This window comes from Streptomyces longhuiensis (assembly GCF_020616555.1).
Classification (GTDB): domain Bacteria; phylum Actinomycetota; class Actinomycetes; order Streptomycetales; family Streptomycetaceae; genus Streptomyces; species Streptomyces longhuiensis.
On sequence record NZ_CP085173.1, the window covers coordinates 7,462,586 to 7,487,834 of the forward strand.

Here is a 25,249-nt window from a genome sequence, read left to right on the forward strand (position 1 = left end):
CATGACCACCTACCGCCACAGCGGTCTCGTCTGCCACGACCACACCCTCGACGTGCCGCTCGACCACGCGCGCCCCGACGGCCCGGCGATCTCCCTGTTCGCCCGCGAGGTCGTCGCAGAGGAGCACGAACACCGCGACCTGCCCCGCCTCCTGTGGCTCCAGGGCGGACCCGGGGGCCGCGCCGAGCGGCCGAACGCGGCCGGCGCCTGGCTGCGCCGCGCCCTCAAGGACTACCGGGTGGTCCTCCTCGACCAGCGCGGCACGGGCCGCTCCGCACCGGCCGACCGCACCACGCTCGCCGCCGTCGAGGACCCGGCCGCCCACCTCGCCCACTTCCGCGCCGACTCGATCGTGCGCGACGCCGAACTCCTGCGCCGCCACCTCCAGGGCGACCGCCCCTGGACCGTCCTCGGCCAGAGCTTCGGCGGGTTCTGCGCCCTGACCTATCTGAGCCTGGCGCCCGAGGGCCTCGGCCAGGTGTTCATCACGGGGGGCCTGCCCACGCTCACCGGCCACGCGGACGACGTCTACCGTGCCGCGTACCGCCGCACCCTCGCGCACAACGACCGCTACTTCGCGCGCTACCCGGGCGACCAGCGGCTCGCCGACGCGGTCGCCGCGCACCTGGCGGACCACGACGTCCGGATGCCCGGCGGGGAGCGCCTGACCGTGCGCCGCTTCCAGACCATGGGCATCAACTTCGGCACCTCGGCCGGCTTCGACGCACTCCACTACCTCCTGGAGAGCGCGTTCGTCGACGGCGCCCACGGGCCCGCCCTGTCCGACCCGTTCCTGCGCGGCGTCGACGCCACGGTCTCCTTCGCGCCGCGCCCCCTCTACGCCGTCCTGCACGAGCCGATCTACGCCCAGGGCGGCCGCGCCACCGACTGGTCGGCCCACCGGATCCGCGACGAGTTCCCGGAGTTCGACGCCCCCGGCACAGCCACGGCCCCCCTCCGCTTCACCGGCGAGATGATCTACCCCTGGCAGTTCGACGAGGACCCGGCCCTCGTCCCCCTCAAGGACACGGCCGAGCGCCTCGCCCGCCGCACGGACTGGCCCGCCCTCTACGACCTCGACCGGCTCGCCGCGAACGACGTGCCGGTCGCCGCGGCCGTCTACCAGGACGACATGTTCGTCGACCGCGAGCAGTCCCTGGAGACGGCGAAGCTCGTACGGGGGCTGCGTGCCTGGGTCTCGGACGCGCACGCCCACGACGGGGTGAAGGCGGATCCCGCGGTCCTCGACCGGCTGATCGCCACGGCGCGCGGGGAGGCCTGAGCCGGGCTCGCCGCGAGGTCCTGGGGATCAGCCCCCGGGGATCTCCTCCATCCGGACCAACCGCTTTTCCCGGCGGGACAGTTCACAGGCCTCCGCGATCCGCAGCGCGTGCAGCGCCTCGCGGCCGTCGCACGGGTTCTCGCGTTCGCCGCGCACCACGTCGACGAACGCGACGAGCTCCGCCTCGTACGCGGGGGCGAAGCGTTCCAGGAAGCCGGGCCAGGGCTTGGACGCGGCGGGCGGGCCCTTGGGCTCGGTGGAGGCGACGGGCGTGCGGTCGTCGAGGCCGACGACGACGGTGTCCAGCTCGCCGGAGAGTTCCATGCGCACGTCGTAGCCCGCGCCGTTGCAGCGCGTCGCCGTCGCCGTGACCAGCGTGCCGTCGTCCAGCGTGAGGACGGCGGCCGCCGTGTCGACGTCCCCGGCCTCGCGGAACATCGCGGGTCCGGCGTCGGACCCGGTCGCGTACACCTGCGTCACCTCGTGGCCGGTCACCCAGCGCAGGATGTCGAAGTCATGGACCAGGCAGTCCCGGTAGAGGCCGCCGGACAGCGGCAGATACGCGGCCGGCGGCGGGGCCGGGTCGCTCGTCATGGCCCGTACGGTGTGCAGCCGGCCGAGACGGCCCGAGCGGACCGCCTCGCGCGCCGCCGTGTACCCCGCGTCGAAGCGGCGCTGGAAGCCCAGCTGGAGCACCGTCCCGGCCCGCTCGACCTCGGCGAGCGCGGTCAGTGTGCCCGGCAGGTCGAGGGCGATGGGCTTCTCGCAGAACACCGGGAGCCCGGCCCGCGCCGCCCGCCCGATCAGCTCGCCGTGCGCGGACGTCGCCGCCGTGATGACCACCGCGTCCACGCCCCACGAGAAGATCTCGTCCACCGTGGGCGCCGCCGTCGCGCCGATCCGGTCCGCGAGTGCGACGGCCCGCTCCGGGTCCGCGTCCGTGACCACGAGCGAGCCGACCTCGCGGTACCGCTCCAGAACTGCTGCGTGAAAGGTGCCGATACGGCCCGTCCCGATAAGTCCGATGCGCATGCAGTCAAGGTGCCGCCCGGGGAACCCGCTGTCAACGGTTTGTCCTGACAACCGAACTTCACGACTTCCCGTCAACATTCCTTGCGACTACGCTCGGCCCGTGGCCAAACCAGTAGTCGACCCGACCGTGTCGCTCCAGCTCAGCGTGGACCGCAGCAGTCCGGTCCCGCTCTATTTCCAGCTCTCCCAGCAGCTGGAGGCGGCGATCGAGCGCGGCTCCCTGACCCCCGGCAGCCTGCTCGGCAACGAGATCGAGCTCGCGGGCCGGCTCGGTCTGTCCCGGCCCACCGTGCGCCAGGCCATCCAGTCCCTCGTCGACAAGGGCCTCCTCGTCCGCCGCCGCGGGGTCGGCACCCAGGTCGTCCACAGCCAGGTCAAGCGCCCCCTGGAGCTGAGCAGCCTCTACGACGACCTTGAGGCGGCGGGCCAGAAGCCCGAGACGCGCGTCCTGGCCAACACGCTCGTGCCGGCGTCCGCCGAGGTCGCGGCCGCGCTCGGGGTGGGGGAGGGCGACGAGGTGCACCGGGTCGAGCGGCTGCGGCTGACCCACGGCGACCCGGTCGCGTACCTCTGCAACCACCTGCCCACCGGGCTGCTCCCGCTCGACACGGAGCGGCTGGAGGCGACGGGGCTCTACCGGCTGATGCGCGCCGCCGGGATAACCCTGCACAGCGCCCGCCAGTCCGTCGGCGCCCGCGCCGCCGCCGCCGAGGAGGGCGAGCGGCTCACCGAGCCCGCGGGCGCCCCGCTCCTGACGATGCAGCGGACCACGTTCGACGACACCGGCAGACCCGTCGAGTTCGGGTCGCACACGTACCGGGCGTCCCGCTACTCCTTCGAGTTCCAGCTCCTCGTGCGGCCGTAGAAGCGTCCTGGAAGCGCCGTGGGCATGGCGCGGAAGACCGGCCGTAAGAATGTTATGACAAAGTCATTGACGGTGCCGGGCACCCACCGCTAGAACTCCTCCAGCCGCACACGGGCGGCGAGGAGAGAGGTGGCACACCATGCGCACAGCCCGCACGGCAGCAACCCTCATGGCGGTCGTCGCACTCGCGGCCGGATGCAGCAGCTCCGGAGGCAAGACCTCCGAGGACAAGGCCGACGGCTCCACGGGCGGCAAGCCCGCCGGCACGCCCCGCCTGAAGATCGCGATGATCACCCACTCCGGCGAGGGCGACACCTTCTGGGACATCGTCCAGAGCGGCGCCGAGCAGGCCGCGGCCAAGGACAACGTCCAGTTCCTCTACTCGAACGACAAAGAGGCCAAGGGCCAGGCCGAGCTGGTCCAGTCGGCGATCGACAAGAAGGTCGACGGGATCGTCGTCACCCTCGCCAAGCCCGAGGCCATGAAGGCCGTACTCGCCAAGGCGGAGGACGCCGGGATCCCGGTCGTCACGATCAACTCGGGCGGCGAGTTCTCGCAGCGGTTCGGCGCGCTCACCCACATCGGGCAGGACGAGTCCGTGGCCGGCGAGGCCGTCGGCAGCGAACTCACCGAGCGCGGCCGGAAGAAGGTGCTCTGCGTCATCCACGAACAGGGCAACGTCTCCCTGGAGCAGCGCTGCGCCGGCGTCAAGAAGACCTTCAAGGGCACCGTCGAGAACCTCAACGTCGAGGGCACCAACGCCCCCTCGTCCCAGTCGTCCATCGAGGCGAAGCTCCAGGCGTCCAAGGACATCGACGCGGTCGTCGCGCTCGGCGCCCCCACCGCGGCCGTCGCCGTCAAGGCGAAGCAGGACGCGGGCAGCGAGGCGGAGGTCGACACCTTCGATCTGAACGCGGCCGTGGTCAAGAGCCTCAAGGCCAAGGACGTCGGCTTCGCCGTCGACCAGCAGCCCTACCTCCAGGGCTATCTCGCCGTCGACGAACTGTGGCTCTACAAGACCAACGCCAACGTCATCGGCGGCGGAAAGCCCGTCCTGACAGGCCCGGCGATCGTCACCGAGCAGGACGTGCCGAAGCTCGAGAAGTACACCGCGCGCGGTACCCGGTGAACGGATGCGTGATCCCGGTGCCTGATACTTGGACGTTTGGGGCCGGTCGTCGAGCCCCCGGGGCAGGTCCGCCGGTCCCGCAGATCCAGGCACCAGAAGAAGAAGGGCAAGGCCTCGTGGCACGGTTTCGGAGCTGGGTGAGCATCGCCCTCGCAGGGGCAGTCGGTCTCACCCTCGCGGGGTGCAGCAGCACCGGCGGCAAGCGGGCGGAGGACGCCAGGAAGGCGGCCTCGGCCCAGGGCAAGGCCGCGGTGAACACCCCGCGCTGGACCGTCGCGATGGTGACCCATTCGGGCGACGGCGACACCTTCTGGGACATCGTCCAGAGCGGCGCCAAGCAGGCCGCCGTCAAGGACAACATCAACTTCCTGTACTCGCACAGCGACGAGGCGCAGCAGCAGGCCCAGCTCGTCGACGCGGCCGTGGACAAGAAGGTCGACGGCCTGATCGTCACGCTCGCCAAGCCCGACGCCATGAAGGCCGCCGTCGCCCGCGCCGAGAAGGCCGGCATCCCCGTGATCACCGTGAACTCCGGCTCCGAGGAGTCCAAGAAGTTCGGCGCGCTCACGCACATCGGCCAGGACGAGACGATCGCGGGCCGGGCCGTCGGCGAGGAGCTGAACAAGCGCGGCCGCAAGAAGGCCCTGTGCGTCCTGCACGAGCAGGGCAACGTCGGCCACGAGCAGCGCTGCGCCGGCGCCAAGGAGACCTTCAAGGGCCAGATGCAGAACCTGTACGTCGAGGGCACCAACATGCCCGACGTCCAGTCCTCCATCGGCGCCAAGCTCCAGGCCGACAAGTCCATCGACTCCGTCGTCACGCTCGGCGCGCCCTTCGCCGCCACCGCCGTGAAGGCCAAGCAGGACGCGGGCAGCAAGGCCGAGATCGACACCTTCGACCTCAACGAGAAGGTCGCCGCCGAGCTGAAGGACGGCACGCTCGGCTTCGCCGTCGACCAGCAGCCCTACCTCCAGGGCTACGAGGCCGTGGACCTGCTCTGGCTCTACCGCTACAACGCGGACGTCCTCGGCGGCGGAAAGCCGGTCCTCACCGGACCGCAGATCATCACCAAGGACCAGGCGGCCAAGCTCGAGGAGTACACGAAGCGGGGGACCCGATGAGCGCCGCCGCACCGAAGACCCCGCCGCTGACGGACGAGCGGCTCCTGAAGACATCGCCGCTGCGCAAGCTCATGGGCCGGCCCGAACTCGGCTCGGTCGTCGGCGCCGTCGCCGTCTTCCTCTTCTTCGCGATCTTCGCGGACAGCTTCCTGCGGGCCTCCAGCCTCGCCACGGTCCTGTACGCGTCGTCGACGATCGGCATCATGGCCGTACCCGTGGCCCTGCTGATGATCGGCGGCGAGTTCGACCTCTCCGCCGGCGTCATGGTCACCACGTCCGCGCTGATCTCGTCGATGTTCAGCTACCAGATGACGGCGAACGTCTGGGTCGGCGTGGGCGTCTCGCTCCTGGTCACGCTCGCCATCGGCGTCTTCAACGGCGTCATGCTGACCCGCACCGACCCACCGAGCTTCATCATCACGCTCGGCACGTTCCTGATGCTGACCGGTATGAACCTCGGCTTCACCAAGCTGATCAGCGGCACCGTCTCCACCAAGTCGATCTCCGACATGGAGGGCTTCTCCTCCGCGAAGGACGTCTTCGCCTCCACGCTCACCATCGGCGGTGTCGACTTCAAGATCACCATCCTGTGGTGGCTCGCCCTGATCGTCGTCGCCACCTGGATCCTGCTGCGCACCCGCGTCGGCAACTGGATCTACGCGGTCGGCGGCGGCGAGGACGCGGCCCGCGCCGTCGGTGTCCCGGTCAACAAGACCAAGATCGGCCTCTACATGGGCGTCGCCTTCGGCGCCTGGATCTCGGGGCAGCACCTGCTGTTCTCGTTCGACGTCGTGCAGTCCGGCGAGGGCGTCGGCAACGAGCTGATCTACATCATCGCGGCCGTCATCGGCGGCTGCCTGATCACCGGCGGCTACGGGTCCGCCGTCGGCGCGGCCATCGGCGCCCTGATCTTCGGCATGACGAGCAAGGGCATCGTGTTCGCCGAGTGGAACCCGGACTGGTTCAAGTTCTTCCTCGGGGCGATGCTGCTCCTCGCGACCCTGCTCAACGCGTGGGTCCGCAAGCGCGCGGAGGCGACGAAATGACCGAGACCGCAGAACGTACGGCGCTGGTGGAGCTCGACGGCGTCAGTAAGTACTACGGCAACATCCGGGCGCTGGAGGACGTCTCCCTCGTCGTGCACGCGGGCGAGATCTCCTGCGTCCTCGGCGACAACGGCGCGGGTAAGTCGACCCTCATCAAGATCATCGCGGGTCTGCACAAGCACGACTCCGGGACCTTCAGCATCGAGGGCGAGGAGACGCGGCTCGCCAACCCGCGCGAGTCCCTCGACCGCGGTATCGCCACGGTCTACCAGGACCTCGCCGTCGTCCCGCTGATGCCGGTCTGGCGGAACTTCTTCCTCGGCTCCGAGCCGACGAAGGGCTCCGGCCCCTTCAAGCGGCTGGACGTCGACCTGATGCGCCGGACGACCCACGCGGAGCTGCTCCGCATGGGCATCGACCTGCGCGACGTCGACCAGCCCATCGGCACCCTCTCCGGCGGCGAGCGCCAGTGCGTGGCGATCGCCCGCGCCGTCTACTTCGGCGCCAAGGTCCTCGTCCTCGACGAGCCGACCGCGGCCCTCGGCGTCAAGCAGTCCGGCGTCGTCCTCAAGTACGTCGCCGCCGCGCGCGACGCGGGCCTCGGCGTGGTCCTGATCACGCACAACCCGCACCACGCCTACCTCGTCGGCAACCGCTTCGTCCTCCTGAAGAGGGGCACGATGTTCGGCAGCTACGCGCGCGACGAGATCACCCTCGACGAACTGACCCGCCAAATGGCAGGTGGCAGCGAACTGGACGACCTGCGCCACGAGCTGGAGGGCCGGGACGCCCCGTAGGCACGGCGCCCCTGAAAGGGGCGCCGGACTGTGACATTCACGGCTTCCGCCGCGGGGCGCGACCAGCCACGAACAACCCGCAGACGAAGCGGGACCTGCGGTGGCGCCCCGTCGCTCCCGAGTGACCGCCACCGCTCGGATACGCCCCCGCGGCAGCGAAATGGCACAATCGGCGCGATGAGCACCTACCGCGACCTCGCGCACCGCGGCTCCGCACGAGCCACCGTCCTGCGGACCGTCGGCACGCGTGAGCGCCGTTCCCACCTGACGGCGCCCCGCGTCCCGACCGTCGGCATCGACATCGGCGGTACGAAGGTGATGGCGGGCGTGGTCGACGCCGACGGCAACATCCTGGAGACCCTGCGCACCGAGACGCCGGACAAGTCCAAGAGCCCCAAGGTCGTCGAGGACACCATCACGGAGCTGGTGCTCGATCTCTCCGACCGGCACGACGTCCACGCCGTCGGCATCGGCGCGGCCGGCTGGGTCGACGCCGACCGCAACCGGGTGCTCTTCGCCCCGCACCTGTCCTGGCGCAACGAGCCGCTGCGCGACCGGCTCGCCGGCCGCCTCTCCGTCCCCGTACTCGTCGACAACGACGCGAACACGGCCGCCTGGGCCGAGTGGCGGTTCGGCGCGGGCCGTGGCGAGGACCACCTGGTCATGATCACGCTGGGCACCGGCATCGGCGGCGCGATCCTGGAGGACGGCCAGGTCAAGCGCGGCAAGTTCGGCGTCGCCGGCGAATTCGGCCACATGCAGGTCGTCCCCGGCGGCCACCGCTGCCCGTGCGGCAACCGCGGCTGCTGGGAGCAGTACAGCTCCGGCAACGCGCTCGTGCGCGAGGCCCGCGAGCTCGCAGCCGCGGACTCCCCGGTCGCCTACGGGCTCATCGAGCGCGTCAAGGGCAACGTCCCCGACATCACGGGCCCCCTCATCACCGAGCTCGCCCGCGAGGGCGACGCCATGTGCATCGAGCTGCTCCAGGACATCGGCCAGTGGCTCGGCGTCGGCATCGCGAACCTCGCGGCCGCCCTCGACCCGTCCTGCTTCGTCATCGGCGGCGGCGTCTCCGCGGCCGACGACCTGCTGATCGGCCCGGCCCGCGACGCCTTCAAGCGCCACCTCACCGGCCGCGGCTACCGCCCCGAGGCCCGCATCGCCCGTGCCCAGCTCGGCCCCGAGGCCGGTATGGTCGGCGCCGCGGACCTCGCCCGGCTCGTCGCCCGCCGTTTCCGCCGCGCCAAGCGCCGTCGCGTGGAACGGTACGAGCGCTACGAGCGTTACCACCAGGGCAAGGGCTTCGGCCTCGACCCGCAAAGCCCGGCGAGCGCCGCCGGCGAGAATCAGGGACCGAAGTAATGACCGTGCCACGCCAGCCCTCGTCCCCCGACGAAGGGCAGCACCCCCCTGAGAACCGCCGGAGGGTCATCCGCCGCCGCGCGCTCACGCTGCTCACGATCGTGCTGCTCATCGGCGTGCCCGCCGGCTATCTGGTGATCTCCGCGGACCAGAGCCGTAGCAGCGGCAAGGACAAGGAGGCCAAGTACTCCGCGACGGGCCTCACCATCGGCTGGCCCTCCAAGGTCCAGCGCCGGCTGTACCAGGTGCCGGTCCCGGTCTCCACCGCCAAGGGCGTCGCGTACTACGAGACGAACAACCTCAGGACGAGCCGCCTCTACGTCCGCTTCCGCACGACGGACGCGGGCCTCGACAAGTTCCTGAAGACCGTCGGGACCAGCTCGTCCAAGCTGAAGAAGGACGAGATCGCCGTCAGCGCGCGCAACCAGAAGGTCGTGGGCTGGGTCTTCAACGGCCCCGGCCCGTACTGGGGCCTCACCCACAAGCAGAAGAACCCCGAGCCGACCCTGGACATCGTGGTGAACCGCGCGAACCCGGCGAAGCCCTTCGTGTACGTGGTGTCGACGACGACGCCGTAGCACCGGCGCGCCCGGCCGCCGCCGCGGCCGGGCGATCCACCGCGCCGGCGATCCCGCGTCGAATTGCCCGCATATGGCGCTCCGGTGCCGCTCGCCGCTCGCCGCTCCTCGCGGTAGGAGGCCTTCACGCGGCCTCCCCGAACCACGTACACCACCAACCCCAGGCATTCACTCCGTGCGCACTCACGGGCCCCGCCCCGAACCCTCACAGAGCGACTGGATAGCGTGGAGCAAGTGAGTGAGACGAAGACACCTGCCCTCCAGTACCGCCTCGACGGCCCGGACGACGCCCCCGTGCTCATCCTCGGACCCTCGCTCGGCACCACCTGGCACATGTGGGACCGGCAGGTACCCGAGCTCGCCCGGCAGTGGCGGGTGTTCCGTTTCGACCTTCCCGGGCACGGCGGCGCCCCCGCCCACCCGGCCGGTTCCGTAGCCGACCTCGCCACGCGGCTCCTGGCCACGCTCGACGCACTCGGCGTGCAGCGCTTCGGCTACGCGGGCTGCTCCCTGGGCGGCGCCATCGGCGCGGAGCTGGCGCTGCGCCACCCCCAGCGCGTGGCCTCCCTCGCGCTGATCGCGGCCTCGCCCCGCTTCGGCACCGCCGACGAGTTCCGCCAGCGCGGCGTGATCGTCCGCAGCAACGGCCTCGACCCCATCGCGCGCACGTCCCCCGAGCACTGGTTCACCAGCGGCTTCGCGGCCGCCCAGCCCGCCATCACCGACTGGGCCGTGCAGATGGTGCGCACCACCGACCCGGGCTGCTACATCGCGGCCTGCGAGGCGCTCGCGTCCTTCGACGTACGGGCCGAGCTCGGCTCCATCGGGGCTCCCACGCTCGTCCTCGTCGGCTCCGACGACCAGGTGACGGGCCCCGCCCAGGCGCGCACGCTCGTCGCGGGCATACCGGACGCCCGGCTCGCCGTGGTGCCCGCCGCCTCGCACCTCGCCCCGGTCGAGCAGCCCGCCGCCGTCACCGACCTCCTCGTCCGGCACTTCTCCACCGCCTGGCAGCCCGCGTACGAGACCGGGCAGCACGCGATCCCCGCCGCCCCCGTCAAGCCCGTCCTCGCGCCGCCGCCCCCGCCGGTCGCCCCCGTCGCGGAGATCGGCCCCACGGAGGCCCAGCCCGAGGCCGCCATCCGGCCCGACCGGCACGACATGGGTCTCAAGGTGCGCCGCGAGGTGCTCGGCGACGCGCACGTCGACCGAGCCCTGGCCTCCGCGGACGCCTTCTCCGGTGACTTCCAGGAGTTCATCACCCGCTACGCGTGGGGCGAGATCTGGAGCCGGCCCGGCCTCGACCGCCGCATGCGCAGCTGCGTGACGCTCACCGCGCTCGTGGCCGGCGGCCACCTCGACGAGCTGGCCTTCCACACCCGGGCCGCCCTGCGCAACGGCCTCACCGCCGACGAGATCAAGGAAGTGCTGCTCCAGGCCGCCGTCTACTGCGGTGTGCCCGCGGCGAACTCGGCGTTCAAGGTGGCCCAGGCCGTGATCCGGGAGGAGACCACTCCGCAGGAGTAGCAGCCGCGGGAGTGGAAGTCGGGTGCCGGGGCGGGCCGGACGCGGGCGGGGAGCGCAGGATGGGTCGTATGAAGCTCACGAAGAAGATCCATGCCTGCGTCCGCCTGGAGAAGGACGGGCGGACGCTCGTCATCGACCCGGGCGGCTTCTGCGAGGAGGACGCGGCTGTCGGCGCCGAGGCGATCCTCGTCACGCACGAGCACGCCGACCACTTCAACGAGGCCCGGCTGCGGGCGGCTCTCGACGCCGACCCGGCCACCGAGATCTGGACGCTGAAGTCGGTGGCCGACAAGATCTCGTCGGCGTTCCCGGGTCGGGTGCACACGGTCGGGCACGGTGACACGTTCGAGGCGGCCGGTTTCGACATCCAGGTCCACGGCGAACTGCACGCCGTCATCCACCCGGACATCCCGCGCATCACGAACGTCGGCTATCTGATCGACCACGGCCGGGTCTTCCACCCCGGCGACGCCTTCACCGTCCCCGACCAGCCCGTCGAGACGCTCCTCGTGCCCGTGATGGCCCCCTGGAACAAGATCTCGGAGGTCATCGACTACCTCCGCGAGGTCGGTCCGCAGCGCGCGTACGACATCCACGACGCGCTGCTGACCGACCTGGCGTGGCCCATCTACGAAGGGCAGATCGGGGCGCTCGGCGGCACGGACAACCTGCGGCTGACGCCGGAGGAGTACGCGACGCTCTGAGCGCTCCCTGGAGGTGAACTCCCGTCAGTGGCCGAGGAGTTCGACGACCTCGTCGGTCGTCGCGAGCTCCGCGATCCGCGGGAAGATCTTGCCGAAGCTGTGCTCGTGGGACGCGGCGTCCGTGTCCGTCGTCGCGTCCTCGACCACCGTGAGGTGGTAGCTCAGCTCGAACGCGGAGCGGGCGGTGGACTCGACGCCGATCGAGGTCGAGATCCCCGCGAGCACGATCTGCGTCACTCCGCGGCGGCGCAGCTGGAGGTCCAGCTCCGTCCCGGTGAAGGCGCCCCAGTGGCGCTTGGTGATCACGATGTCGTCGCCGAGCGGGCCGAGCTCGTCAGGGAACTCGGAGAACGCGGCGGGCGGCGCCTGGGTGAGCCCCGGGGCGGCCGACCGGCTCACCGGCAGGTCGCCGCCGTCGGGGGACCAGGCGACGCGGACCCGCACGACGGGCAGGCCCTTGGCGCGGAAGGCGTCCGCCAGCGCGGCCCCGTTCTTCAGGACGGCGTCGGCGGGGTGCACGGTGGGCAGGCCGAGGATGCCGTTCTGGAGGTCGATGAGGACGAGGGCGGTGCGCTCGTCGAGGGTGGTGGCGGGCATGGGGGTGCTCCTTGCGGATCCGGGGGAGATGCTTCGACAGGCTAACTTTCGAGCAGGGAAACTTGCAAGGTAGCCTGCCTATCGCACCCTGTGCGCGGGTGCCGTGCGGGTGCCCCCGGGTCCGGCGGGCGTTGTCGTACCCGCCCGGTAGGTTGTGGGCATGCGGATTGCTACCTGGAATGTGAACTCGATCACCGCCCGGCTGCCCAGGCTCCTCGCCTGGCTGGAGAACACCGGGACGGACGTGCTGTGCGTCCAGGAGACCAAGTGCACGGCCGAGCAGTTCCCCGCGGACGAGCTGCGCGAGCTCGGCTACGAGTCCGCGGTGAACGCGACCGGGCGGTGGAACGGCGTGGCGCTGATCTCCCGCGTAGGCCTGGAGGACGTCGTCACCGGCCTGCCCGGCGACCCCGGTTACGAAGGTGTCCACGAGCCCCGCGCGATCTCCGCCACGTGCGGCCCCGCGCGCGTGTGGTCGGTGTACGTGCCGAACGGCCGCGAGGTGGACCACCCGCACTACGCGTACAAGCTCCAGTGGTTCGAGGCGCTCAAGGCGGCCGTCGCGGGCGACGCGGGGGGCTCCCGCCCGTTCGCCGTGATGGGCGACTACAACGTCGCCCCGACGGACGACGACGTCTGGGACATCTCCCTCTTCGACGGCGCCACGCACGTCACCCCCGCGGAGCGCGCCGCGCTCGCCGCGCTCCGTGAGACGGGCCTGTCCGACGTGGTCCCGCGCCCCCTGAAGTACGACCACCCCTTCACGTACTGGGACTACCGCCAGCTCGGATTCCCCAAGAACCGAGGCATGCGCATCGACCTCGTCTACGGGAACGAGCCGTTCGCCAAGGCCGTGAAGGACTCGTACGTGGACCGCGAGGAGCGCAAGGGCAAGGGCGCCTCGGACCACGCGCCGGTGGTCGTGGACCTGGACGTGTAGGGCGAGGTCACTCCGTGATCCGGGGGGCCGGAGGCGAAGGTCCGAACGGCCCGTGATCCGAGAGGGCCGCGACCCTAGGGCTTCAGCGCCCTCAGATCCACCGCCCGGGCCATCGCGTCGAGCCCCGCGTCCCCGGGGTGCAGATGGTCCCCGCTGTCGTACTCGGGCCGGATCCGCGCGGGATGCGCCGGATCCCGCACCACGGCGTCGAAGTCGACCACCGCGTCGAAGTCGCCCCCGCTGTCGCGCACGTACGCGTTGACGATCTCCCGCTCCCGGTCCGCCGTGGTCGTGCACAGGGCCTCGCCCTCGCAGGGGGTGACCGTCGCCCCGACCACGCGCAGGCCCCGCGCGTGGGCGCGGGCGGCGATCTCCTTCAGCCCGGCGACGACCTGGGCCCCGGAGAATCCGGCCCGTACGTCGTTGACGCCCTGGAACACGACGACCGTGCGGACCGACGTCTGGGACAGCACGTCACGGTCGAGGCGGTGCAGCGCGCTCACGCCGCCCGTGTCCGTGGAGACGCCGTCCCCCGGATAGCGGTCGCCCGTCACCCGGTTCGCCGAGATCCCCTGGTTCAGGACCCCGTAGTGCGGCACCGCGTCCTGCTCGCGCAGCCGGGTGGCGAGGACGTCGGGCCAGCGGTGGTTCGCGTCCGGCGTCGACTTCACGCCGTCCGTGATGGAGTCGCCGAGCAGGACGACCGACCCGGGCCCGCCGCTCACGTCGACACCCGTGAGCAGCGGCCAGTACGCGATCGTCGACGTGTACGAGTCCGCCGAGGCCTCCGCCGCGTGATCGCCCGGCAGGCTCACGTACGAGCGCTGGATCGCCTGGCTGTGCACCGGCGCCGTGGCGACCGCCTCCGGGAGGTGGAAGCTGACCAGCAGATTCGCGCCCGCCGGCACGTCGAAGCCCACCGGGTCGCTGAACGCCTGCGCCCCCGCGGGGAGCTGCGTGCCCGCCGCGCCCCGGAACGTCAGCGGCACCGGATCGGCCTTGGCCCCGGCGCCCGCGTCCTGCACGGCCACCGTCGCGCTCCCGACCCGCACCGGCGCCGACGCGAACGTGTTGTCGAGCCGGATCCGCACGCGCGGCCCGCCCACGCTGGTGTGCACGACCAGGCGCACCGTACGGTCCGCCCAGGGCCCGACGGCCGTGTACCCGGCGGTGGACGCCGACCAGGTGCCGGTCCATCCCGGCGCGGGCGAGCGCACCGACAGGGCGAAGACGTGCAGATCGGCGGCGCCGGGGTCCCGGGGCAGATCCACGGAGGCGATCTCGCGGCCCTTGGCCACGGGCACGGTGGCGACGAACAGACGTGTCTTGTCGGCGAGTTGGCCGTCGGGCGTGTTGCGGTGGGGCAGTGCCACGGACTTGGTCGCGAGCGGCCCCGTGCGCCAGTCGGGCGCGGTGAGGCGGTACGTGGAGCGCGAGCCGTCCCGGTAACGGACGGTGCCCGAACCGGCCGCGTCGCCGCCGGTTCCGGCCACCAGGAAGGCGAGCGCGTCGCCCCGGCCGTGCACGCGGACGCGCTGGCCGTCGGCACGTACGTTGTCGGGCCCCTTCGACGCCGTGCGCGGCCAGGTGAGGCGGGCGCCCTCAACACCCAAGGCGCGCCCGGGAGTCCAGCCGGCCGCTGTCAGATCCCCGGCGGACAGCGAGCTGCCCGAACCGTCGAAGTCGGCCTCACCGGCCCGGTCGTCGGCGCTGACCGCCCTGTTGTCGAAGAGCCGCTCCAAGGGGAGCGGCTCAGGTCTGTGCGGGGCCGCCTGTGCGACGGCGGTTGGGGCGATGCCCGTAAAGAGCGCCAGTACAGCTGCCGTTCCCCAGACGCGTCGGCGCACGACCGACTCCCTCCACTTGTGGGTGAGACGTGACAGGTGCGCCATGAAGCTAAAGACGAGACAGGTTCGCGTCAATGAGCCACGTGCGAACGTGGCCCGAACTCTCCACAACGGGGCTCCGCGCGCCCTGTGGTGCGACGGCCTGCGGGGATGTCAGGGTGAGTGGTATGAACATCCCTTTCTTGGACAACTGGCGCAAGAAGCACGGCTCCGCCTTCGGCGTGGCCGTCTTCAGCGAGGGCGACGGCGGGGCCGAGGGCGTCGCGGAGCTTCTCTCCGAGTGCGAACTGCTGCGCTCGCAGGCGCACGAGGCGGGGGTCGAACTGGACGACACCGTCGCGTCGTTGGAGGCGCTCGACCAACTGGTGCCGCGCTGGCGCGAGGACGAGGAAGCGCTGCCGTGGCTCGGCAACGACGCGGGCCTTTACCTCGGTACGGTCCTCGTCCGCCGGGTGCCGGGCGCGAGGTGGGTGATCTGGCCCAACGGGCAGCCGGTGGTGCGGCTGCGCTCCGGCCGCGAGGTCGACGTCGTCGCCGCGGGCCACGAGTGGGCGACGAGCGGGGCTCCCGAGCTGTCGCAGTTCTACGCCGAGACTTCGGAGACGTAGCACCGCAAATACGGTTAATGCCCATACGTGCGTGTCGTCGGTCACGTCCAAAATTGACGTGGATAGTTTGCGCGGACCGACACAGCTGAGAGTGGGCAGGTCTTGCCATGGCCGTCGATCCGTTGATCGAGCTGCGTGACGTCAACAAGTACTACGGGGAGCTGCATGTCCTGCAGGACATCAACCTCACCGTCGGCAAGGGGGAGGTGGTGGTGGTCATCGGCCCCTCGGGGTCGGGAAAGTCGACGCTCTGCCGGACGATCAACAGGCTCGAGACGATCCAGTCGGGGAACATCCGGCTCGACGGACAGCCGCTTCCGGAGGAGGGCAAGGCCCTCGCCCACCTGAGGGCCGAGGTGGGGATGGTCTTCCAGTCCTTCAACCTCTTCGCGCACAAGACGGTCCTGCAGAACGTCTCCCTCGCCCAGATGAAGGTCAGGGGCCGCAAGAGGGACGAGGCCGACAAGCGCTCCCGTGAACTCCTGGACCGGGTCGGGCTCGCCTCGCAGGCGGCCAAGTTCCCCGCCCAGCTCTCCGGCGGTCAGCAGCAGCGCGTGGCCATCGCCCGCGCCCTCGCCATGGACCCCAAGGCCCTCCTCTTCGACGAGCCGACCTCGGCCCTCGACCCGGAGATGATCAACGAGGTCCTCGAGGTGATGCAGCAGCTCGCCCGCGAGGGCATGACCATGGTCGTGGTCACCCACGAGATGGGCTTCGCCCGCTCCGCCGCCAACCGCGTCGTCTTCATGGCCGACGGCCGCATCGTCGAGGACCGCACCCCCGAGGACTTCTTCACCAACCCGCGCAGCGAGCGGGCCAAGGACTTCCTCTCCAAGATCCTCAAGCACTGACGGGGGTGGACCGAACCATGCCGCGCAAGACACGTGTGTTCCGCGCCGTCGCCGCCCTCGCGCTCACCGCCCTGGCCGCCGCGGCCTGCGGCAAGGAGGGCAGCCCGCCGACCAAGGGCCCGTCGGACGCGCAACTGCCCAAGTACCAGGTGGCGCAAGGGTTCGAGCTGCCCGACTCCAAGACGTGGCTCAAGGCCAAGAAGCGCGGGCACTTCGTCGTGGGAGCCAAGGAGGACCAGCCCTACCTCGGCGAGAAGGACCCGGCCACCGGTGTCTACTCCGGTTTCGACATCGAGATCGCCAAGATGATCTCGGCGTCCCTCGGCTTCGCGCCCTCGTCGATCTCCTTCAGGACGATCGCCTCGGCCAACCGTGAGACCGCCCTGCAGAACGGGCAGATCGACTACTACGTGGGCACCTACACGATCAACGACAACCGCAAGAAGCTCGTCGGCTTCGGCGGCCCCTACTACATGGCCGGCCAGTCGCTCCTCGTCCGCACCGACGAGCACGACATCAACGGACCGCAGGACCTGGACGGCAAACGCGTCTGCTCCGCGGCCGGCTCGACCCCCTACCAGCGCATCCAGAAGGACTACCCGAAGGCGGTGCTCGTCGCGTACGACACGTACTCGGTCTGCGTCGACAACCTGCTCACCTACCAGGTCGACGCCGTCACCACCGACGACGCGATCCTGCTCGGCTACGCGGCCAAGGTGCCCGACGAACTCAAGCTGGTCGGCAAGCCGTTCTCCAAGGAGCCCTACGGCATCGGCGTACCGAAGAGCGACAACGCGCTGCGGTTCGCGATCGACACCGCGCTCCAGACCCGCGAGAACGACGGCGACTGGAAGAAGGCGTACGACGCGACGCTCGGCCTCTCCGGAGTGCCCGCGCCCAAGCCGCCCCCCATCGACCGCTACCCGGCGAGCTGAGGAGGCTCCGTGGACGTACTGACCAGCAATTTCTCCACCTTCGCCAAGGGGTTCCTCGGGACGGTCGAACTGACCGTCTACGCCTCGATCCTCGCGCTCGTCCTCGGCTTCGTGATGGCGTCGTTCCGGGTCGCGCCCGTCGGATCCTTCCGGGCCTTCGGCACGGTGTGGGTCACCGTCCTGCGCAACACCCCGCTGACGCTGCTGTTCTTCGCCGTGCTGCTCGGCCTGCCGCGCTTCGGACTCGTGCTGCCCTTCAAGGTGTTCGCGATCCTCGCGCTCGGCTGCTACACCTCCGCGTTCATCTGCGAGGCCCTGCGCTCCGGCATCAACACCGTCCCGAGGGGACAGGGCGAGGCGGCCCGCAGCCTCGGTATGACGTTCAGCCAGACGCTGTCGATGGTGGTGCTCCCGCAGGCCTTCCGGTCCGTCATCCCGCCCGTCGGCTCGACCCTCATCGCCCTCGCCAAGAACTCGGCGATCGCCGGCGCGTTCAGCGTCAACGAGCTGCTCGGCACCTACAAGACCCTCAGCGAGCTGGGCTACAACATCATCTGGACCTTCTTCTGGATCGCCGTCGGCTACCTGATCATCACCCTCACCATCAGCGCGATCTTCAACGTGCTCGAGAAGCGCTGGGGAGTTCCCCGATGAAAGCTCTTGCCCACGACGCGACGGCCCTCTACGACGTACCGGGACCGAAGACCGAGCGCCGGCACCGGCTGTACGGGGTGCTGTCCACGCTGATCGTGCTCGGCCTGCTCGCCTGGATCTTCTACCTCCTGTTCGACACCGACCAGTTCACGTACACGAAGTGGATGCCGTTCGAGTACAAGGGCATCCAGGAGCTGCTCCTGCGCGGGCTCGGCAACACACTGAAGGCCTTCGCCCTCGCCGCCGTGCTCTCGCTCGTGCTCGGGACCGTCCTCGCGGTGGGGCGCCTGTCCGACCACCGGCCGGTGCGCTGGCTCGCCACGCTCGTCGTGGAGTTCTTCCGCGCGATGCCCGTCCTGGTGATGATCTTCTTCATCTTCGTGGCGCTGAAGGTCCAGCCGCTGCCCGCCCTCGTCGCCGGGCTCGCCCTCTACAACGGTTCGGTGCTCGCCGAGGTCTTCCGCTCCGGCGTCAACTCCGTCGAACGCGGCCAGGGCGAGGCCGCGTTCGCGCTCGGCATGCGCAAGACCCAGGTCATGACGCACGTCCTCGTGCCTCAGGCCGTACGCGCCATGCTGCCCGCCATCATCAGTCAGCTGGTCGTCGCCCTGAAGGACACCTCGCTCGGCTATCTCATCACCTACGAGGAGTTCCTCCACGCCGGGAAACTCATCGCCTCGAACCTCGACTACGATTTGCCCTTCATCCCCGTGGTGATGGTGATCTCTCCGATCTACATCGGGATGTGCATGCTGCTTTCGTGGTTCGCCCAGTGGGTGTCCAAACGCCAGCGGCGCAACCCCAAGGTCGAGGCGGCCGAAGTCGCCCCGGCCGAACCGGGGACGCTGCTGCCGGGGGTGCAGTAGCAGGGGCTCCTTGCAGAGACCACAGGGCCATGCCCGCCCGGCAGCAGCCGGAGATCACTGCTCGCGCAGGGGGATCGACACGTATGACGGGTCGTCCTTCGGCGAGGAGAAGGTCAGCTGCGCGCCGGTCGGGTTGTGCTCGATATAGAGCGGGTCGACCGTGTCGACGACCAGGGCGAGCCGGTGCCCTGCCGGGACGTCGTAGGCCGTGGAGAACAACTCCAGGTCCACGCCGAACGGAGCACCGGGTGTCTTGCCGTGGAAGGTGTACGGCGCGTTGCTGACCAGCTTGCCGAGGCCGAGCGGGCCCACGTCGTAGAGGTACGCGACGAGGGTTCCGCTCTCCTTGGTCGGGGTGAGCGTCGTGTGCAGCTTCGCCGTCCCGCGCACATGCTGTTCGGACGTGTACTTCTCCGACTGCCACACGCCCGCCCAGCGGCGCGGCAGCAGCGGCACCGAGGCCGTCGGGGGCAGCCGCAGGAACTGGTCGAGGATGTTCGAGAGTTCCAGGAGCCCGCCGTTGGCGCCCGAGTCGACGTTCGTGTGGATCGTGGTCGTGCCCGCGAGGGCGATCTTCCTCTTCGTCGCGCCGACCGACTTCCAGTCGGGGTAGCTCTCGTACGCGCCGGTGGACCGGGACTTGATGCGGACGGGGAGCTCGCGGTCGACGCCGTTGTCGTCGCCCTTGAGGTAGTGGTCGAACCAGCGGTGCGTGTCCTGCCACGTGTCGTTGGGCAGCCCGAGCAGTCCGGTCGCCTCGGCCGTGGCGTGGTCGCCGGGGCGGAACTCCAGGCGCTTGGGAGTGGTCAGCTTCTCGTAGAAGTCCGCGTACTGGTTGGGCGGGAAGATGGTGTCGCCCCAGGCGTTGCCGAGGAGGATGGCGGCGCCGTTCTTGTTGATGCTGTCGAGGTACGTCTCGGGGGAGCGCTTCCTGCCCCACGCGATCATGTCGTCCTCCTTGGCCAGGTTCGAGCCGAGGAAGTCCTTCATGACCTGCTGGAGTTCGGGGCTCGGGCGGCCCGTGAGATAGCCGGCGCCGGAGAGCAGGGCGGCGGCCTGGAAGTGCTGGGTGCGGCCCGAGTAGATCGAGTCGATCAGGTCGCCCCAGCCGCTGAGCGCCGCCACGGCCTTGATGCGCTTGTCGTGCCCCGCGGCGAGCAGGCTGATGCCCGCGCCGTAGGAGACGCCCGCCATGCCGACCTTGTCCGGGTCGGCCTGGGTGTTCGCGAGGGCCCAGTCGATGACCTTCGAAGCGTCCTCGATGTCCTCGGGGCCGCCGACCTCGATCTGGCCGCCGGACTGCCAGAAGCCGCGCGAGTTGTAACTCACCACGACATAGCCGGAGTCGGCGAGCTGCTTGGCCTGGGCGAGGTACTCGATCTGCGGCACGGCCCAGCTCGTGGGGAGCACGACGACCGGGTATCTGCGCGAGGTGTCGGAGGGGGCTACGACGTTGGCCTTGAGGACCGTTCCGCCGGCGCCGCTGATGTCGACGAAGCGCACGCCCGGCCCCGGCGCCGCCTGCGCGGCGGGGGCCAGGCCGAGTGCCGCCCCGGCGATCAGGGTCGCGGACACGGCACCAACAGTGGTCGTACGCAGCGCTCTGCGCGGGTGTCGCGGGTGTCCCACGGGTCACTCCTCACTCGTGTCAGTGCAAAGTGACCCGACGGTAACCGTGGCGTCTTACCGTAGGTAACCCGTCGGTAAGTTACGTACGGGTAACGATGTTTTGTTGTTCAACGGCGTCGGTCGCGCCCCAGGTCAGGGGCGGGTCACTTCGCCCGGTGCGAGGAGGCGCGGGGCGTCGCAGCCGGGGCCGGTGCCTGGGCGGCGCGGGTGACGTCACCGACCAGCTCGACCACATCGGGGCCGTACGCCTGGGAGTTGACGACCTTCAGGAGAAGCGCGAACGCGTTGCCGCCGTGCTTGCGGGCCAGGCGCTCGTGGTGGCGGGCGAGATAGCGGGTGGCCGCCTGGTTCGTGACCGGCAGCTGGCCGCAGAAGAGGAAGACCGGGCGCGAGCCGTGCCCCTGGCCCGCCGTCAGCCGGGCGAGCAGCACGTACTCCGTGATCCCCGGCTCCAGGCGGTAGCGCTCGCTGCCTATCTGGAACGCGCCGCGGTCGGGGCCGGGCTCCGGGTCCGTGTTGACGCGGACGCCCGGCAGAAGGCTGTGCATATGGGCGGCCATCCGGCGGTTCGACGCCGGTCCGCCCACACAGAACTCCGTGCGCTCCCCGAAGCCCTGCTGGGCCGTGTCGTGCGCGACGACCTGCGCGTGCGCCCCGCAGTCCTTGATGATCGCCGAGAGTTCGAGCAGGGCGAAGACGTCGTGACGCTTCACCGTCAGCTCGGGGCCGCCCGCGTCGCGGTTGACCACGAGGAGCGACTCGGAGTTGTCGGGCAGCCCGAAGAAGGCCTGCCTGCGGCGGAGTTTGCGCCTCCACAGGTAGGAGCGGGCGAGCCAGCCAAGGGCGGCGCTGATCCCGGCTGCGATCACGCCGAGGACGATGTTGCGCACGTCTTCCGTCATGGGGGCGCATGGTAGCGGGCGGACGGATCCTTGTTCGAGGGGGTCATGACGGCTCGCGGAAGTGAAGTTACGCTGCGCGGACGGCTGTTGACTGGAGGTACGGATGAGACGTCCTGTTGCGCGGAATCTGCGGAATCAGCGGAATCGGCGAGGTCTGCGAAACCTGCGGAATCTCTCGGGACTGGCCGTCGCGGCCACGCTGGTGACGGTGGGGGCCGCCGCACCCCCGGCTTCCCCCGCGTCCGAGGCTCACGACGCGAACGCGACGAAGGTGCCGCTGGCCGTCGGCTACGGCGGCGCGGTCTCCAGCGTCGACGCGGACGCGTCCGCCGCCGGCATCGAGGTCCTGCGCAAGGGCGGCAACGCGGTCGACGCCGCCGTCGCCACCGCCGCGGCGCTCGGCGTCACCGAGCCGTACTCCGCGGGTGTCGGTGGAGGCGGCTACTTCGTCTACTACGACGCGAAGACCCGCAAGGTGCACACGATCGACGGCCGCGAGACGGCCCCGCTCACCGCGGACTCGGGGCTGTTCCTGGAGAACGGCAAGCCGCTCGACTTCAACGACGCGGTGACGAGCGGACTGAGCGTCGGGACGCCGGGCACGCCCGCCACCTGGCAGACCGCGCTCGACACCTGGGGCAGCGAGCGCCTCGGCTCGGTGCTGCGGCCCGCGCAGAAGCTGGCGCGGGACGGGTTCACGGTCGACGCAACGTTCCGCTCCCAGACCGAGGCGAACCAGGCGCGGTTCAAGGACTTCCCCGCCACGGCCGAGCTGTTCCTGCCGGGCGGCGCGCTCCCCGTCGTCGGCTCCACGTTCAAGAACCCCGATCTCGCGCGCACCTACGAGGAGTTGGCGCACAAGGGCGTCGGCGCCATCTACCGGGGCGACATAGGCGAGGACGTCGTACGCACCGTGAACAAGCCGCCCGTGGACCCGGCGTCGGGCCGGGTGGCGCGGCCCGGCAAGCTGTCCGTCAAGGACCTCAAGGCGTACGGGGCGAAGCTCCAGGCCCCGACGCGAACCTCGTACCGCGGGCTCGGTGTCTACTCGATGGCGCCGTCGTCCTCGGGCGGCACGACGGTTGGCGAGGCGCTCAACATCCTTGAGCGGACGGACCTGTCGAAGGCCACGCAGGAGCAGTACCTGCACCGCTACATCGAGGCGAGCCGGATCGCGTTCGCGGACCGCGGGCGGTGGGTCGGCGACCCCGGCTTCGAGGATGTCCCGGCGAAGGAACTGCTCTCGCAGCGGTTCGCCGACTCGCGGGAGTGCCTCATCAAGGACGACGCGGTCCTGACGAGCCCGCTGGCGCCGGGCGACCCGCGGCACCCCGGCAAGTGCGGTGAGCCGGGCGACAAGGCCGCCCCGACGACGTTCGAGGGCGAGAACACGACCCATCTGACGGTCGCCGACAAGTGGGGCAACGTCGTCGCGTACACGCTGACGATCGAGTCGACGGGCGGCAGCGGCATCACGGTCCCGGGGCGGGGATTCCTGCTCAACAACGAGCTCACGGACTTCTCGTTCGCGCCGGCCAACCCGGCGGTCCATGACCCGAACCTGCCGGGGCCGGGCAAGCGCCCGCGCTCGTCGATCTCCCCGACGATCGTGCTCGACCGGCACGACCGGCCGGTCGTGGCCCTCGGCTCGCCCGGCGGCGCGACGATCATCACGACCGTCCTGCAGACGCTGACCGGCTTCGTCGACCGCGGGCTGCCCCTGGTGGACGCGATCGCAGCACCCCGCGCCAGCCAGCGCAACGCGGCGGCGACGGAGCTCGAACCGGGCCTGTGGGACTCGCCGTCGAGGGCGCGTCTTGAGGCGCTCGGCCACGTCTTCAAGCAGAACCCGGAGATCGGCGCGGCCACGGGCGTGCAGCGCCTGAAGAACGGCCAGTGGCTCGCGGCGGCCGAAAAGGTGCGGCGCGGCGGCGGCTCGGCGATGGTGGTGAGGCCGGCTTCCGGCGGCTGACCGAACGTGCGGTGAGGGGCCCGTGGGTCCCGCCGGTTGATGTGCGATCGACGTCAACTGGCGGGAGCCGCGGGCCCCTTGACGCATTCGAGGGGTTGACAGGTACCTGCGGTGGCACGAGATTTGGCCTCCGAAGGTAAGGAAACTTTCCTAACAGAAGGGTCTCCCCACGTGCGTACCCGAACGCTCGCCCTCACTGCCTCCGCCGGGGCCGCGCTGCTCGCGACGGCTCTGCTCCCCACGAACGCCACCGCCCGCGAGAGCGGCCCCCAGCGCGCCCAGGAGGGCACGGTCGGCGCGGCCGACCTGCTCGCCAAAGTCACGTCCTGCTCGCAGATATCCAACGGCAAGTACCGCACCGACGAGGAGACCTCGGCGACCGTGCCGGTCTGCGGCAAGAACGGCGCGGTGTTCTGGAAGGCCGACATGGACATCGACTGCGACGGCCAGATCACCACGCAGTGCAACGCCGGCACCGACCCCTGGTTCCAGGACGACACGGCCTTCCACCAGTCCGACGGCAAGGCGCTGAGCGCCGAGAAACTCCCCTACGTCGTCGTGCCCAGCGCCGGCAGCATCTGGAACTACGCCGGAGCCGGCATCAAGGGCGGCGGCGTCGTGGCCGTCATCTACAACAACAAGGTCGAGTACGCGGTGGTCGGCGACACCGGCCCGGACAAGATCATCGGTGAGGCGTCCTACGCCACCGCGAAGGCCCTCGGCATCGACCCGAACCCGGCGACCGGCGGCACGGGCTCCGGCGTCACGTACATCGTGTTCAAGAACAACCAGACGTCCCCGATCGAGAGCCACAGCGCGGCGGTGACCCTCGGCGACTCCCTGGCGAGGAAGTTCCTCCAGGACAACTGAGGACGCAGGCGACGCACCCGCCGCAAGGGCCTCCTCCTCACAGCGCCGTCAGGATCCGTGGCCCCGCGTCCGTGACGGCCACCGTGTGTTCGGCGTGGGCGGCGCGGGTGCCGTCGCCCGTGCGCAGGGTCCAGCCGTCCGGGGCCGCGTAGTAGTCGTCCATGCCTCCGGCGATCACCATCGGCTCGATCGCGATCACCATGCCGTGCTTGAGGCGCATGCCCCGGCCCGCCCGTCCCTCGTTCGGGACGGGCGGGTCCTCGTGCATCTTGCGGCCGATGCCGTGCCCGCCGAAGCCGTCCGGGATGCCGTAACCCTCCGCCCGGCACACCTTGCCGATGGCGTGGGCGATGTCCCCGATCCTGTTGCCGACGACCGCCGCCGCGATGCCCGCCGCGAGCGCGCGCTCCGCCGTCTCGATGAGGCGTACGTCCTCGGGGCGCGCCGTGCCGACCGTGAAGCTGATCGCCGAGTCCCCGGCCCAGCCGCCCAGTTGGGCGCCGAAGTCGGCCGAGAGCAGGTCGCCGTCGCGCAGCCGGTACCCGTCGGGGATGCCGTGCACGATCGCGTCGTTCACCGACGCGCACAGGACCGCCGGGAAGGGCGTGGGCGCGAACGAGGGGCGGTAGCCGAGGAAGGGGGAGCTCGCGTCGGCCGCGCGCAGCACGCCGTGCGCCACCGAGTCCAGCTCCAGGAGCGAGACCCCTACGGCCGCCTTCTCGCGGACCGCCGCGAGCGCCTGGGCCACGACCCGGCCCGCTTCCCGCATCTCGTCGATCGATGTGTCTGTCTTGAGTTCCACCATGCCAATTACAATACCGGTATTTGAATGGGGGTTCTGCCAGTAGACTGGACGCATGGTCCGAACCCCCCTGACCCCCGAAGAGCGCGAGCGCGGTGAGCGGCTCGGCCTGCTGCTGCGCGAGGCCCGGCGCGGGCGGAGCATGGTCGAGGTCGCCGCGAGCGCGGGTCTGTCCGCCGAGACGCTCCGCAAGATCGAGACCGGCCGTGCGCCCACCCCCGCCTTCTTCACGGTCGCGGCCCTCGCCCGGACCCTCGGCCTGTCCATGGACGAGATCGTGGCGAGCTGCTCACCGGTGACCGTCTAGCTGCGGCGAGTGAGGACGGTGCCACT

General features: G+C 70.6%; 25 protein-coding genes. 19 read left to right on the forward strand and 6 right to left on the reverse strand.

Translation table 11 applies throughout. The annotated features are described in order from the left end of the window. Window position 1 precedes the first annotated feature (1 nt). Complete coding sequence (locus tag LGI35_RS34105) at window positions 2-1,282, forward strand: alpha/beta fold hydrolase (protein ID WP_227298130.1); 1,281 nt, start codon at window positions 2-4, stop codon at window positions 1,280-1,282. 27 nt (window positions 1,283-1,309) lie between these two features. On the opposite strand, the gene LGI35_RS34110 is transcribed toward LGI35_RS34105, so the two are convergent. Then, window positions 1,310-2,314 (reverse strand): Gfo/Idh/MocA family protein, encoded by a 1,005-nt coding sequence (locus LGI35_RS34110; protein WP_227298131.1) that lies wholly within the window; start codon window positions 2,312-2,314, stop codon window positions 1,310-1,312. 127 nt (window positions 2,315-2,441) lie between these two features. On the opposite strand from LGI35_RS34110, the gene LGI35_RS34115 reads away from it, so the two are divergent. The 9 genes from LGI35_RS34115 to LGI35_RS34155 all read left to right on the forward strand — a co-directional run bounded on the left by LGI35_RS34115 (window position 2,442) and on the right by LGI35_RS34155 (window position 11,443). Next, a complete protein-coding gene (locus tag LGI35_RS34115; protein ID WP_227300642.1) occupies window positions 2,442-3,179 on the forward strand; it encodes a GntR family transcriptional regulator in 738 nt (245 codons plus the stop codon). A gap of 139 nt (window positions 3,180-3,318) precedes the next feature. Then, window positions 3,319-4,308 carry a sugar ABC transporter substrate-binding protein gene (locus LGI35_RS34120; RefSeq protein ID WP_227298132.1) on the forward strand — a complete coding sequence of 330 codons (990 nt, stop codon included), beginning with the start codon at window positions 3,319-3,321 and terminating at the stop codon, window positions 4,306-4,308. Window positions 4,309-4,424: 116 nt separating this feature from the next. Further along, window positions 4,425-5,429, forward strand: a complete 1,005-nt coding sequence (locus LGI35_RS34125) for a sugar ABC transporter substrate-binding protein (protein ID WP_227298133.1) — start codon at window positions 4,425-4,427, stop codon at window positions 5,427-5,429. Continuing rightward, window positions 5,426-6,475: an ABC transporter permease gene (locus LGI35_RS34130; RefSeq protein ID WP_227298134.1), complete on the forward strand. Its 1,050-nt coding sequence runs from the start codon at window positions 5,426-5,428 to the stop codon at window positions 6,473-6,475. Before LGI35_RS34125 ends, LGI35_RS34130 begins: the two co-directional genes overlap by 4 nt. Then, window positions 6,472-7,272 carry an ATP-binding cassette domain-containing protein gene (locus LGI35_RS34135; protein WP_227298135.1) on the forward strand — a complete coding sequence of 267 codons (801 nt, stop codon included), beginning with the start codon at window positions 6,472-6,474 and terminating at the stop codon, window positions 7,270-7,272. The genes LGI35_RS34130 and LGI35_RS34135 overlap by 4 nt, the downstream gene beginning before the upstream one ends. 177 nt (window positions 7,273-7,449) lie before the next feature. Further along, the gene (locus tag LGI35_RS34140; RefSeq protein WP_227298136.1) at window positions 7,450-8,634 is read left to right on the forward strand and encodes an ROK family glucokinase; all 1,185 of its coding nucleotides are present in this window, start codon (window positions 7,450-7,452) and stop codon (window positions 8,632-8,634) included. Further along, on the forward strand, window positions 8,634-9,212 hold the full coding sequence (locus LGI35_RS34145; RefSeq protein ID WP_227298137.1) for a sugar kinase: 579 nt from the start codon (window positions 8,634-8,636) through the stop codon (window positions 9,210-9,212). The genes LGI35_RS34140 and LGI35_RS34145 overlap by 1 nt, the downstream gene beginning before the upstream one ends. A 234-nt stretch (window positions 9,213-9,446) precedes the next feature. Further along, a complete protein-coding gene (pcaDC, locus tag LGI35_RS34150; RefSeq protein WP_227298138.1) occupies window positions 9,447-10,739 on the forward strand; it encodes a bifunctional 3-oxoadipate enol-lactonase/4-carboxymuconolactone decarboxylase PcaDC in 1,293 nt (430 codons plus the stop codon). A gap of 68 nt (window positions 10,740-10,807) precedes the next feature. Beyond that, window positions 10,808-11,443, forward strand: coding sequence for an MBL fold metallo-hydrolase (locus LGI35_RS34155; protein ID WP_116508103.1), 636 nt, complete (start codon window positions 10,808-10,810; stop codon window positions 11,441-11,443). A gap of 24 nt (window positions 11,444-11,467) precedes the next feature. Here LGI35_RS34155 and LGI35_RS34160 read toward each other — a convergent pair whose 3' ends face one another. Next, window positions 11,468-12,040: an isochorismatase family protein gene (locus LGI35_RS34160; protein WP_227298139.1), complete on the reverse strand. Its 573-nt coding sequence runs from the start codon at window positions 12,038-12,040 to the stop codon at window positions 11,468-11,470. Window positions 12,041-12,200: 160 nt separating this feature from the next. Here LGI35_RS34160 and LGI35_RS34165 point away from each other — a divergent pair, with 160 nt between their 5' ends. Next, entirely contained in the window at window positions 12,201-12,980 is a 780-nt protein-coding gene (locus LGI35_RS34165) for an exodeoxyribonuclease III (protein ID WP_116508099.1), read from the forward strand. Between the two features lie 74 nt (window positions 12,981-13,054). Here LGI35_RS34165 and LGI35_RS34170 read toward each other — a convergent pair whose 3' ends face one another. Next, a complete protein-coding gene (locus LGI35_RS34170; protein ID WP_227298140.1) occupies window positions 13,055-14,872 on the reverse strand; it encodes an SGNH/GDSL hydrolase family protein in 1,818 nt (605 codons plus the stop codon). Between the two features lie 122 nt (window positions 14,873-14,994). Between LGI35_RS34170 and LGI35_RS34175 the strand changes: the two genes are divergently transcribed. From LGI35_RS34175 to LGI35_RS34195, 5 genes are all read left to right on the forward strand, one after another. Beyond that, complete coding sequence (locus tag LGI35_RS34175) at window positions 14,995-15,435, forward strand: DUF6278 family protein (protein ID WP_227298141.1); 441 nt, start codon at window positions 14,995-14,997, stop codon at window positions 15,433-15,435. A 107-nt stretch (window positions 15,436-15,542) separates the two neighbouring features. After that, entirely contained in the window at window positions 15,543-16,286 is a 744-nt protein-coding gene (locus tag LGI35_RS34180) for an amino acid ABC transporter ATP-binding protein (protein WP_227298142.1), read from the forward strand. Between the two features lie 17 nt (window positions 16,287-16,303). Then, on the forward strand, window positions 16,304-17,221 hold the full coding sequence (locus LGI35_RS34185) for a glutamate ABC transporter substrate-binding protein (protein WP_227298143.1): 918 nt from the start codon (window positions 16,304-16,306) through the stop codon (window positions 17,219-17,221). Window positions 17,222-17,230: 9 nt separating this feature from the next. Then, complete coding sequence (locus LGI35_RS34190) at window positions 17,231-17,875, forward strand: amino acid ABC transporter permease (RefSeq protein ID WP_227298144.1); 645 nt, start codon at window positions 17,231-17,233, stop codon at window positions 17,873-17,875. Further along, on the forward strand, window positions 17,872-18,741 hold the full coding sequence (locus LGI35_RS34195; protein ID WP_227298145.1) for an amino acid ABC transporter permease: 870 nt from the start codon (window positions 17,872-17,874) through the stop codon (window positions 18,739-18,741). Before LGI35_RS34190 ends, LGI35_RS34195 begins: the two co-directional genes overlap by 4 nt. A gap of 54 nt (window positions 18,742-18,795) precedes the next feature. Here the strand turns inward: LGI35_RS34195 and LGI35_RS34200 are convergent, their stop codons facing one another. Both LGI35_RS34200 and LGI35_RS34205 read right to left on the reverse strand, forming a co-directional pair. Next, complete coding sequence (locus tag LGI35_RS34200; protein WP_227298146.1) at window positions 18,796-20,316, reverse strand: CocE/NonD family hydrolase; 1,521 nt, start codon at window positions 20,314-20,316, stop codon at window positions 18,796-18,798. Window positions 20,317-20,513: 197 nt separating this feature from the next. Beyond that, window positions 20,514-21,272, reverse strand: coding sequence for a hypothetical protein (locus tag LGI35_RS34205; protein ID WP_227298147.1), 759 nt, complete (start codon window positions 21,270-21,272; stop codon window positions 20,514-20,516). 103 nt (window positions 21,273-21,375) lie between these two features. Between LGI35_RS34205 and ggt the strand changes: the two genes are divergently transcribed. Both ggt and LGI35_RS34215 read left to right on the forward strand, forming a co-directional pair. Beyond that, complete coding sequence (ggt, locus tag LGI35_RS34210; protein WP_376566135.1) at window positions 21,376-23,244, forward strand: gamma-glutamyltransferase; 1,869 nt, start codon at window positions 21,376-21,378, stop codon at window positions 23,242-23,244. A gap of 171 nt (window positions 23,245-23,415) precedes the next feature. Next, window positions 23,416-24,114, forward strand: a complete 699-nt coding sequence (locus tag LGI35_RS34215; RefSeq protein ID WP_227298148.1) for a glycoside hydrolase family 75 protein — start codon at window positions 23,416-23,418, stop codon at window positions 24,112-24,114. Between the two features lie 37 nt (window positions 24,115-24,151). On the opposite strand, the gene map is transcribed toward LGI35_RS34215, so the two are convergent. After that, complete coding sequence (gene map, locus LGI35_RS34220; protein WP_227298149.1) at window positions 24,152-24,919, reverse strand: type I methionyl aminopeptidase; 768 nt, start codon at window positions 24,917-24,919, stop codon at window positions 24,152-24,154. A gap of 52 nt (window positions 24,920-24,971) precedes the next feature. Between map and LGI35_RS34225 the strand changes: the two genes are divergently transcribed. Next, complete coding sequence (locus LGI35_RS34225; RefSeq protein ID WP_227298150.1) at window positions 24,972-25,223, forward strand: helix-turn-helix domain-containing protein; 252 nt, start codon at window positions 24,972-24,974, stop codon at window positions 25,221-25,223. Window positions 25,224-25,249 lie beyond the last annotated feature (26 nt).

What these genes read in the sequence shown, in the direction of transcription:
- LGI35_RS34145 (WP_227298137.1), top strand. Translation starts at nt 8,634, where the DNA reads ATGACCGTGCCACGCCAGCCCTCGTCCCCCGACGAAGGGCAGCACCCC.
- map (WP_227298149.1), bottom strand. Translation starts at nt 24,919, where the DNA reads ATGGTGGAACTCAAGACAGACACATCGATCGACGAGATGCGGGAAGCG.
- LGI35_RS34130 (WP_227298134.1), top strand. Translation starts at nt 5,426, where the DNA reads ATGAGCGCCGCCGCACCGAAGACCCCGCCGCTGACGGACGAGCGGCTC.
- LGI35_RS34170 (WP_227298140.1), bottom strand. Translation starts at nt 14,872, where the DNA reads ATGGCGCACCTGTCACGTCTCACCCACAAGTGGAGGGAGTCGGTCGTG.
- LGI35_RS34195 (WP_227298145.1), top strand. Translation starts at nt 17,872, where the DNA reads ATGAAAGCTCTTGCCCACGACGCGACGGCCCTCTACGACGTACCGGGA.
- LGI35_RS34160 (WP_227298139.1), bottom strand. Translation starts at nt 12,040, where the DNA reads ATGCCCGCCACCACCCTCGACGAGCGCACCGCCCTCGTCCTCATCGAC.
- LGI35_RS34205 (WP_227298147.1), bottom strand. Translation starts at nt 21,272, where the DNA reads ATGACGGAAGACGTGCGCAACATCGTCCTCGGCGTGATCGCAGCCGGG.
- LGI35_RS34180 (WP_227298142.1), top strand. Translation starts at nt 15,543, where the DNA reads ATGGCCGTCGATCCGTTGATCGAGCTGCGTGACGTCAACAAGTACTAC.
- LGI35_RS34120 (WP_227298132.1), top strand. Translation starts at nt 3,319, where the DNA reads ATGCGCACAGCCCGCACGGCAGCAACCCTCATGGCGGTCGTCGCACTC.
- LGI35_RS34155 (WP_116508103.1), top strand. Translation starts at nt 10,808, where the DNA reads ATGAAGCTCACGAAGAAGATCCATGCCTGCGTCCGCCTGGAGAAGGAC.
- LGI35_RS34140 (WP_227298136.1), top strand. Translation starts at nt 7,450, where the DNA reads ATGAGCACCTACCGCGACCTCGCGCACCGCGGCTCCGCACGAGCCACC.
- LGI35_RS34225 (WP_227298150.1), top strand. Translation starts at nt 24,972, where the DNA reads ATGGTCCGAACCCCCCTGACCCCCGAAGAGCGCGAGCGCGGTGAGCGG.
- LGI35_RS34105 (WP_227298130.1), top strand. Translation starts at nt 2, where the DNA reads ATGACCACCTACCGCCACAGCGGTCTCGTCTGCCACGACCACACCCTC.
- LGI35_RS34175 (WP_227298141.1), top strand. Translation starts at nt 14,995, where the DNA reads ATGAACATCCCTTTCTTGGACAACTGGCGCAAGAAGCACGGCTCCGCC.
- LGI35_RS34110 (WP_227298131.1), bottom strand. Translation starts at nt 2,314, where the DNA reads ATGCGCATCGGACTTATCGGGACGGGCCGTATCGGCACCTTTCACGCA.
- ggt (WP_376566135.1), top strand. Translation starts at nt 21,376, where the DNA reads ATGAGACGTCCTGTTGCGCGGAATCTGCGGAATCAGCGGAATCGGCGA.
- LGI35_RS34135 (WP_227298135.1), top strand. Translation starts at nt 6,472, where the DNA reads ATGACCGAGACCGCAGAACGTACGGCGCTGGTGGAGCTCGACGGCGTC.
- LGI35_RS34165 (WP_116508099.1), top strand. Translation starts at nt 12,201, where the DNA reads ATGCGGATTGCTACCTGGAATGTGAACTCGATCACCGCCCGGCTGCCC.
- LGI35_RS34185 (WP_227298143.1), top strand. Translation starts at nt 16,304, where the DNA reads ATGCCGCGCAAGACACGTGTGTTCCGCGCCGTCGCCGCCCTCGCGCTC.